This window comes from Segeticoccus rhizosphaerae, assembly GCF_009192725.1.
Taxonomy (GTDB): Bacteria; Actinomycetota; Actinomycetes; order Actinomycetales; family Dermatophilaceae; genus Segeticoccus; species Segeticoccus rhizosphaerae.
The window spans coordinates 1-7,328 of record NZ_VOHR01000195.1 but is presented as its reverse complement, the minus strand read 5'-3'; the positions used below and the strand labels follow the sequence as shown (position 1 = coordinate 7,328).

Annotated in this window: 9 protein-coding genes; 6 read left to right on the top strand and 3 right to left on the bottom strand. The window is 71.4% G+C overall.

Features of this window, described 5'->3' with window-relative positions; all coding sequences use genetic code 11:
- The first annotated feature begins 23 nt into the window (after window positions 1–23).
- Window positions 24–998, top strand: coding sequence for a porphobilinogen synthase (gene hemB / locus FRW57_RS14515; RefSeq protein WP_238999438.1), 975 nt, complete (start codon window positions 24–26; stop codon window positions 996–998).
- Between the two features lie 42 nt (window positions 999–1,040).
- On the opposite strand, the gene FRW57_RS23290 is transcribed toward hemB, so the two are convergent.
- Entirely contained in the window at window positions 1,041–1,202 is a 162-nt protein-coding gene (locus FRW57_RS23290; RefSeq protein WP_162308180.1) for a hypothetical protein, read from the bottom strand.
- A gap of 139 nt (window positions 1,203–1,341) precedes the next feature.
- Here FRW57_RS23290 and FRW57_RS14510 point away from each other — a divergent pair, with 139 nt between their 5' ends.
- On the top strand, window positions 1,342–1,890 hold the full coding sequence (locus FRW57_RS14510; protein WP_162529366.1) for a DUF2306 domain-containing protein: 549 nt from the start codon (window positions 1,342–1,344) through the stop codon (window positions 1,888–1,890).
- Here the strand turns inward: FRW57_RS14510 and FRW57_RS14505 are convergent.
- Window positions 1,839–2,702, bottom strand: coding sequence for a fructosamine kinase family protein (locus FRW57_RS14505; RefSeq protein ID WP_152186323.1), 864 nt, complete (start codon window positions 2,700–2,702; stop codon window positions 1,839–1,841). The two genes, FRW57_RS14510 and FRW57_RS14505, sit on opposite strands and share 52 nt — an antisense overlap.
- Before the next feature lie 121 nt (window positions 2,703–2,823).
- Here FRW57_RS14505 and FRW57_RS14500 point away from each other — a divergent pair, with 121 nt between their 5' ends.
- Window positions 2,824–3,576 (top strand): hypothetical protein, encoded by a 753-nt coding sequence (locus tag FRW57_RS14500; RefSeq protein WP_137121405.1) that lies wholly within the window; start codon window positions 2,824–2,826, stop codon window positions 3,574–3,576.
- A gap of 186 nt (window positions 3,577–3,762) precedes the next feature.
- Here the strand turns inward: FRW57_RS14500 and FRW57_RS14495 are convergent, their stop codons facing one another.
- The gene (locus FRW57_RS14495; RefSeq protein WP_137121406.1) at window positions 3,763–4,308 is read right to left on the bottom strand and encodes a YceI family protein; all 546 of its coding nucleotides are present in this window, start codon (window positions 4,306–4,308) and stop codon (window positions 3,763–3,765) included.
- A 229-nt stretch (window positions 4,309–4,537) separates the two neighbouring features.
- Here FRW57_RS14495 and FRW57_RS14490 point away from each other — a divergent pair, with 229 nt between their 5' ends.
- The 3 genes from FRW57_RS14490 to FRW57_RS14480 all read left to right on the top strand — a co-directional run bounded on the left by FRW57_RS14490 (window position 4,538) and on the right by FRW57_RS14480 (window position 7,174).
- Complete coding sequence (locus FRW57_RS14490) at window positions 4,538–5,041, top strand: MarR family winged helix-turn-helix transcriptional regulator (RefSeq protein ID WP_137121407.1); 504 nt, start codon at window positions 4,538–4,540, stop codon at window positions 5,039–5,041.
- 65 nt (window positions 5,042–5,106) lie between these two features.
- A complete protein-coding gene (gene hemL, locus FRW57_RS14485; RefSeq protein ID WP_137121408.1) occupies window positions 5,107–6,441 on the top strand; it encodes a glutamate-1-semialdehyde 2,1-aminomutase in 1,335 nt (444 codons plus the stop codon).
- Window positions 6,442–6,508: 67 nt separating this feature from the next.
- Window positions 6,509–7,174 (top strand): histidine phosphatase family protein, encoded by a 666-nt coding sequence (locus FRW57_RS14480; protein WP_152186322.1) that lies wholly within the window; start codon window positions 6,509–6,511, stop codon window positions 7,172–7,174.
- Window positions 7,175–7,328: the final 154 nt, after the last annotated feature.

Sequence of the window (7,328 nt, the reverse complement as noted above, 5' to 3'; positions counted from 1 at the left end):
TCCCCCGGGTCACACCGGCGGGCCTGCTGCACCGCCCGCGCCGGCTGCGCCAGACCGCGGCGATGCGCCGGCTCGTGGCCGAGCACCGCTTGCACCCGGCCGAGCTGGTGCTGCCTATGTTCGTCCGTGAGGGTGCGACCGAGCCGACGCAGATCACCTCCATGCCCGGCGTCGTGCAGCACACCACCGACTCGCTCGTCGCAGCGGCACGTGAGGCCGTCGCGGCGGGCGTGGGCGGGCTGATGCTCTTCGGCGTCCCCACCCACCGCGACGCCATCGGTTCGGGAGCAACCGATCCGGACGGCATACTCAACGTCGCGTTGCGCGCGGTGAGGGACGCCGTCGGTGACGACACGGTGCTCATGGCCGACCTGTGCCTCGACGAGTTCACCGACCACGGGCACTGCGGCGTCCTCGACGCGCAGGGGCGGGTCGACAACGACGCGACCCTGGGTCGGTATGCCGAGATGGCCCTCGCGCAGGTCGGTGCCGGCGCGCACGTGGTCGGCCTGTCGGGGATGATGGACGGTCAGGTCGGGTGGGTCCGGTCGGCTCTGGACGAGGCCGGTCTCACCGACGCCGTGGTGCTGGCCTACGCCGCGAAGTACGCCTCCGGTTTCTACGGCCCCTTCCGGGAGGCCGTCGAGTCGACACTGCAGGGCGATCGCGCGACCTACCAACAGGATCCGGCCAACGCCACCGAGGCGCTGCGCGAGCTGCGCCTCGACCTGGACGAGGGGGCCGACATCGTCATGGTCAAGCCCGGGCTGCCCTACCTGGACGTGCTGGCCGCAGTCGCCGCGGAGTCGGACGTGCCGGTCGCGGCCTACCAGGTCTCCGGCGAATACGCGATGATCGAGGCGGCTGCCGCCCACGGGTGGATCGACCGCGAGCGGGTGATGATGGAGGCGCTGACCTCGCTGCGGCGGGCCGGCGCGCAGATCATCCTGACCTACCACGCCGTCGAGGCGGCCCGCGCGTTGTCCCGGCCTGCCTGATCCGAGAGGACTGGTCGTGAGGTTTGAGCCGGGAAGCCCGCCTCAAACCTCACCACCCTTTCCAGCGGGCGGGCGGTAGGTGCCCCGCAGCCATACGTCGTGCGGCAGGTGCGCCTTGCCGGGCACCGGGAGCCGTTCCTCGACCACGTCCGTGAGCACCGCGGCCGCGCGTGGAGCGGGGTCTCCCAACGGCATACGGCTCATCCCGCGACCCTAGCCGGGCGCCGCCCCGGGCCGCTGCGCCGACGGGACGAGGCATTTGGGTAGTCACGCTATCCAACCACTGATATGTTGGATCTTGTCACTATCCAAACTGGTCGGGAACTTGGCCGAGGAGGTCGCCGTGCGAGATCCAGAACACGCGTGGTCGGTCCTGATCGCACTGCACGCCCTCGCCGCGAGCCTGGCGCTGGTCGTCGGTCCGGTGAACGTGCTGCGCCGTCCGCGGGGCGACCGCGCCCACCGGGTGGTCGGGCGGGTGTGGCTCGTCCTGATGTACTTCACCGCCGGGTCCTCCTACTGGATCCAGCAGCTGCGTCCGGGGAGCTTCAGCTGGATCCATGCGCTGTCCACCTTCACCCTGGTCACCCTGACGCTCGGTCTCTGGAACGCGCGACGGGGCCGCATCCGGGCCCACGCCGGCAACATGATCGGCACCTACCTCGGTCTCGTCGGTGCGCTGATCGGCGTCGTCGCGGTCCCGACCCGGCTGGTGCCGCAGGCCTTCCAGACGAACTGGCTCGCCATGCTGGGCCTCACCGTCGGCGTCGTCGCCGTCGGGCTCGCGGTGGTGGCCCTGATCGTCCGTGGGCTCGGGCGCGACCAGGACGGTCGCTCAGGTCACCCGGCACGCAGGACCGACTCGGCCGCACGGACCGCCGCTGCGCCGTAGCTCCGGCCGAAGAGGGCGGCGTGCACCAGCAGTGGGTGCACCTGGTGCAGCGGCACCCGATCGCGCCAGCCCTCGGACAGCGGCCAGGCCCGGTCGTAGGCGGCGAGCACCAGCTCGAGGTGCGGGGCGCCGAACAGCTGCAGCATCGCCAGGTCGGTCTCGCGGTGGCCGCCCTGCGCGGCCGGATCGATGAGCAGCGCAGCACCGTCAGCGCCGCAGAGCAGGTTGCCCGTCCACAGGTCGCCGTGGATCCGCGAGGGAGGTTCCGGAGGCCCGGCCAACGTCGGCAGTCGCTGCACGAGCTGCTCGATCGTGGCGGTCTGGGCAGCGTCGAGGGCTCCGCGGTCGCGCGCGAGGCGGGCGAAGGGCTCGATCCGCTGGCTGGCGAAGAACTCCGGCCAGGTCGCGGCGCCGCCGGACGGAAGCGGCAACGTGCCGATGTATGCCGGCGGGTCCACCCCGAAGCGTTCCGCGCCGGCGCGGTGGGTGCGAGCCAGCACGTCGCCGAACCGTTCAGCCGCAACCGGCGTGGGCGATCCGGGCGCGACCCACTCCTCGATCAGGGCGTGCTCGTCGGCTCCCAGCACGCGGGGGACAGGCGCCCCGTGGGCGTCCCGCAACCAGCGCAGGCCGCGCGCCTCGGCCGCGAAGAAGCCAGGTGGAGCGTCGTCGAGCGCTTTCACGAAAACGGTTGTGCCATCGTCCAGTCGGACGCGGTGGGTCGCGCAGATGTCGCCACCTGGCACGCCGGTGACCTCGGCAGCGTCCTGGCCGAGGAGTCGCTCCACGGCGGCACGAGCTGGTGCGGACATGGTCCGACCCTACGGTCGGGCACGGTCCGCGCAGAGCGGGCCGCGGCATACCGGCACGCCCGTCGGAGCACCTCTGCGCGGCGCGTAGTCTGTGCCGGACATCTGCCCGGGAGGGAAACACATGTGGCTCAAGGCGAGCGTGCTGAGCGCTGCGCTGCTGCTGGCGGCGACGGCGTGCGGTTCGTCGAGCCCTGACGCGGCGGACACGCCGGCCCCAGGCAGGTCGAGCGGCGCCGCGACTGGAGAGACGACGACGAGCAGTGCCGGAGCCGAGCCCGACGCACCGAGCAGCGCAGCCGGTTCACCGGGCGCCGCGCCGACCGTCGGTGACCTGCCGCCGGTGTGCAGCCTGCTCACCTCGGCTGACCGCAAGCGCCTGGTCGGCAAGTCCGTCGACCGGGTCATCCCGGTCTCCGGCGTCGGCGAGGGCTACACCTGTCGTTGGGTGGAGGCCGACTCCCTCGCCCCGAGCACCCTGGTGCAGGTGACGGCGATGCCGTCCTCGACCTGGGCGCAGACCCTGCCGTCGGCCCTCGAGCAGATGGAGCAGCACAAGGACCAGTTCAGCGCGGCCGACCGCAAGGAGCTCGTGCAGGCGCAGAAGATGGTTTCCGGCGGGAGGCTCGACGCGAAGCAGGCGTGCAGCCTGTTCACGACGCTCTCGGAGATCGGCGGAGCCCCCCAGGGTGCGGACCGGACGGTCAACCTGCTGCCGGTCGGCCAGAGCACCGGCGTCTCGGCCCAGACCTGCACGGCCGGCCGGTTCACCTCGGTGGTCTTCGCCAGGCCGGGGCTGCAACGGAGCGAGCAGCTGACGAACCTGGCCCTCGCGGTGCTGGCCAGGGCCCACCAGCGCTCCCAGCGCCTGCCCTGACCCGGCCGCGCCGGTGCTCGCCCGAGCGCCTTTCTGCGCCCCAAACCGGTTTCGACCGCCCGTTTCGGCCCCGCGAGCGGTCTGACCGACCGAAAGCCCACTGAGCCGGGCGCGGGGCGGATCACAGACAGGTATGCCGGCCGCCCCAGGTGGGCGGCCGGCATACCAGGTCGTGCTGGGTCGGCGTCAGCTGGCGTCGGCCTGCTGCTGCACGAGCTGGATGTCGAGGTTGAGCTTGATCTTCTCGGAGACGAGCATGTTGCCACCGTCGACGGCGACGTTCCAGGTCAGGCCGAAGTCCTTGCGGTTGACCTCGGCGGTCGCCTCGAACGCGGCGCGGGTGCCGCCCCACGGGTCAGGGGTGACGCCGTTGAAGTCGAGGTTGAAGACGACCTGCTGGGTGACGCCCTTGATGGTCAGGTCGCCGACCAGCTTGTCGGAGGACACCTGGGTCGAGGTGAAGGTCATCTCGGGGTTGTTCTCGACGTCGAAGAAGTCGGCCGAGCGCAGGTGGGCGTTGCGGTCGTCGCTGCGGGTGTCGACCGAGGCGAGCTGCACGGTGGCGGTGACCGAGGAGTCTTCGAAGGGCTCGGCGATGACGACGTCGGCGGAGAACTCCTCGAACGTGCCGCGTACCTTGGTGACCATCAGGTGACGGGCGATGAACCCGACCTCGCTGTGGGCGGCGTCGACGGTCCAGGTGCCGGGGGTGAGGTCCTGCAGGGTGCTCATGTGTGCTCCTTGAGTGGTTGTGGTCTGCGTTGTTGGCACCACCATACCGAAGAATGATTGAAAGTTCAACTAGATGTCGGTGGGCTCTCGACCCGAGACCGGTCGGAGGAGCTCACTCGGCCGGCCGCGCCGGGGATGACTCGCCGAAGCGGTGGCGGGTCGAGAGGGGGAAGTGGCAGTTCGTCCGAACCCCCCGGGGCCTCACCGTCCTACCCATAGACTTCCCGACATGCAGGGGACCCCGAGGGCACGATGGCTGGATGCCGAGCAACAACGCGACTGGCGCGCCTACCTGCGCGCCTCCAGGTTGCTCGAGACGGCGCTCGACCGCGACCTGCAGGAGCACGGCGTGCAGCTGTCGGAGTACGAGATCATCTCGATGCTCTCCGAGGCGCCGGGCCGGCACCTGCGGATGTCGGCGCTGGCTGACCTGGTCGTGCAGTCCCGAAGCCGCCTCACCCACACCGCGAACCGGCTCGAGCGGCGCGGCTGGGTGGAGCGACGCCCCTCGGCGGGTGACCGGCGCGGTATCGACCTGGTGCTGACGGCGGAGGGCCGGCGGGCCCTCGAGGGGATGGCGCCGGTGCACGTCGAGAGCGTGCGGCGCAACCTGCTGAACCACCTCAGCGCCGACGAGTTCCACGCCCTCGGCTCGGCCATGCGTTCCATCGCGGACGGCATCAGGTCGCAGGCTCCTGGCCACGACGTGGGCAAGGGGACCGACGCGATCTGACCGTCCCTGGCGGGGGCGCGCTGCCGTGGGGTGGATCACACCCGGCCGGCTGAGACAATGCCGCCATGACGGCAGACCCCTTCGATGCCCCCCAGTCACGTGCCCTGCTCGAGCGCGCCGCCCGGGTCACGCCCGGCGCGGTGAACAGCCCCGTGCGTGCCTTCGGCGCGGTGGGCGGCACGCCCCGCGTCATGGCCAGCGCGCGAGGCCCCTACCTGGTCGACGTGGACGGGCGCGAGTACGTCGACCTGATCGGCTCCTGGGGGCCGATGATCCTCGGGCACACACACCCCGACGTGCTCGCGGCGGTCAGCGAAGCCGCCTCGCGCGGCTTCTCCTTCGGCACGCCGAGCGAGAACGAGATCCTCCTGGCCGAGGAGATCGTGTCGCGCGTCGGCCCGGTGGAGCAGGTCCGGCTCGTGAGCAGCGGCACCGAGGCCACGATGAGCGCCCTCCGGCTGGCGCGCGGTTTCACCGGACGGTCCAAGGTGGTCAAGTTCGCAGGGTGCTACCACGGTCACGTGGATGCCCTGCTGGCCTCGGCCGGCAGCGGGGTAGCGACGTTCGCCCTGCCGGACTCCGCGGGGGTCCCGCCGTCGAGCGCCGGCGAGACGATCGTCCTGCCCTACAACGACCTGGCCGCCGTCGAGGCCGCCTTCGCCGAGCACGGCGACGAGATCGCCGCGGTCATCACGGAGGCCTCCCCCGGGAACATGGGGGTGGTCCCACCGCTGCCCGGCTTCACCGAGGGGCTGCGCCGGATCACCGCCGACCACGGCGCACTGCTCATCTCCGACGAGGTCATGACGGGGTTCCGCTGCAGCGCCGCCGGGTGGTACGGGCTCGAGGGTCCGTATGACGGGGGCGCGCCCGACCTGTTCACCCTCGGCAAGATCATGGGCGGCGGCTTCCCGGCCGCGGCCTTCGGTGGACGGGCCGAGATCATGGCCCGGCTGGCGCCGACCGGGCCGGTCTACCAGGCCGGCACGCTGTCGGGGAACCCCGTTGCCACGGCCGCCGGACTCGCGACCCTGCGCGGTTGCACGCCGGAGGTCTACGACCGGCTCGCCGTGGTCAGCCAGGCCATCGCCGGGGCGACCGGCGACGCCCTGTCCGCGGCCGGCATACCGCACGCGATCCAGTGGGCCGGGAGCATGTTCAGCGTCTTCTTCACCGAGGGCCCGGTGACCGACTACGACGGAGCCAAGGCGCAGAACACCGAGCTGTTCAAGGTCTTCTTCCACTCGATGCTCAGCCAGGGCGTGCACCTGCCGCCGAGCGCTTTCGAGTGCTGGTTCGTCAGCGCCGCGCACGACGACGACGCGGTGGACCGCGTGCTCGCGGCCCTCCCGGCGGCGGTCAGGGACGTCTCAGAGTCGTTTGCGACAATCGCGCTATGACGGCCCCCCACGAAGAGCACCCCACGAAGTCACTCGTGTCTCGCTCGCTACTTCGCGGGGACCCCGAATGACGAGCGCCAGCTGGCCCGCGCCGGCCGAACGGACCGCCGTGCACCTGCTGCGACACGGCGAGGTCGAGAACCCCACTGGTGTGCTCTACGGGCGGCTGCCGGACTTCCACCTGTCGCAGCTGGGACAGGAGATGGCCGAGCGGGTCGGCAAGCACCTGGCCGACCACGACATCACCGTCGTCGTGGCCTCCTCGCTGGAGCGCGCGCAGGAGACGGCGGCGCCGGTGGCGCAGGCGCACGGGATCAGCGTCACCACCGATGACCGGGTGATCGAGGCGGAGAACTACTTCCAGGGCATGACCTTCGGGAGGGGCGACGGGTCACTCTCCCGGCCCCAGCACTGGCGGCGCCTGGTCAACCCGTTCCGCCCCTCGTGGGGTGAGCCGTACGTCCAGCTGGCGCAGCGGATGCTGGCCGCGATCGACGACGTCCGCGAGAGCGCGCGGGGGCACGAGGCGGTGATCGTGTCGCACCAGCTGCCGATCTGGACCCTGCGCTGCCACCTGGAGGGCCGGCGCCTCTGGCACGACCCGCGCCGGCGGCAGTGCTCGCTCGCGTCCCTCACCACGTTGACCTACCGTGGCGACGAGCTCGAGTCGATCGCCTACAGCGAACCGGTGGCCGACCTGCTGCCCCGTGCCCGGAAGACGGCCGGAGCATGACCCACCCCACGAAGTTCTCCGCTTCGCTCCGATACTTCGCGGGGGCCCCGACACGCCACCCCACGAAGTTCTCCGCTTCGCTCCGATACTTCGCGGGGGCCCCGACACGCCACCCCACGAAGTTCTCCGCTTCGCTCCGATACTTCGCGGGGGC

Coding starts and splice junctions, on each gene's coding strand:
- FRW57_RS23290 (WP_162308180.1), bottom strand. CDS start 1,202: ATGAGCCGTATGCCGTTGGGAGACCCCGCTCCACGCGCGGCCGCGGTG.
- FRW57_RS14505 (WP_152186323.1), bottom strand. CDS start 2,702: ATGTCCGCACCAGCTCGTGCCGCCGTGGAGCGACTCCTCGGCCAGGAC.
- FRW57_RS14500 (WP_137121405.1), top strand. CDS start 2,824: ATGTGGCTCAAGGCGAGCGTGCTGAGCGCTGCGCTGCTGCTGGCGGCG.
- FRW57_RS14495 (WP_137121406.1), bottom strand. CDS start 4,308: ATGAGCACCCTGCAGGACCTCACCCCCGGCACCTGGACCGTCGACGCC.
- FRW57_RS14490 (WP_137121407.1), top strand. CDS start 4,538: ATGCAGGGGACCCCGAGGGCACGATGGCTGGATGCCGAGCAACAACGC.
- hemL (WP_137121408.1), top strand. CDS start 5,107: ATGACGGCAGACCCCTTCGATGCCCCCCAGTCACGTGCCCTGCTCGAG.
- FRW57_RS14480 (WP_152186322.1), top strand. CDS start 6,509: ATGACGAGCGCCAGCTGGCCCGCGCCGGCCGAACGGACCGCCGTGCAC.